We start from the raw sequence: 854 nt of genomic DNA, 5'->3' as shown, positions 1-854 counted from the left end.
GCTGGGCGACGGGACCACCACCACCAGCAGCACCCCCATAGCGGTGGACCTGCCAGCCGACACCACGATCACCGCCGTCGCCGCCGGCAGCCGCCACAGTCTGGCAGTGACCTCCACCGGCACCGTACTGGCCTGGGGCCTCAACCTCACCGGCCAGCTGGGCGACGGGACCACCACCAGCAGCAACACCCCCGTGGCGGTGAACCTGCCGGCCAACACCACAATCACCGCCATCGCCGCCGGCAACGCCCACAGTCTGGCGGTGACCTCCACCGGCACCATGCTGGCCTGGGGCGCCAATCTCACCGGCCAGCTGGGCGATGGGACCAACAGCAACAGCAACACCCCCATAGCGGTGAACCTGCCGGCCAACACCACAATCACCGCCATCGCCGCCAGCAGTAGCGGCCACAGTCTGGCGGTGACCTCCACCGGCACCATGCTGGCCTGGGGCTCTAATTTCACCGGCCAATTGGGCGATGGGACCACCACCAACAGCAACACCCCAGTTGCGGTGGACCTGCCGGCCAACACCACAATCACCGCCGTCGCCGCCGGCGCCGGCCACAGTCTGGCGGTGACCTCTGCCGGCACCATGCTGGCCTGGGGCGGCAACGGTTCCGGCCAGCTGGGCGACGGGAGCACCACCACCAGCAGCACCCCAGTTGCGGTGGACCTGCCGGTCGACACCACAATCACCGCCGTCGCCGCCGGCGCCGGCCATAGCCTGGCGCTGACCTCCACCGGCACCATGCTGGCCTGGGGCTTCAACGCCTCGGGCCAGCTGGGCGACGGGACCACCACCAACAGCAGCACCCCCATAGCGGTGGACCTGCCGGTCGACACCACAATCA

At 69.6% G+C, this 854-nt stretch carries 1 protein-coding gene; it reads left to right on the top strand.

The window, feature by feature from the left end; all coding sequences use genetic code 11:
• Positions 1-854, top strand: an 854-nt coding sequence (locus tag H0524_RS24235) for an RCC1 domain-containing protein (RefSeq protein ID WP_375372024.1), incomplete at both ends; no start/stop codon positions are given.

Source organism: Salinispora sp. H7-4 (assembly GCF_013416675.1).
Taxonomy (GTDB): Bacteria; Actinomycetota; Actinomycetes; order Mycobacteriales; family Micromonosporaceae; genus Micromonospora; species Micromonospora vitiensis.
Note: the sequence above shows the minus strand (reverse complement) of the source record. Positions and strands in the feature narration are given on the sequence as shown.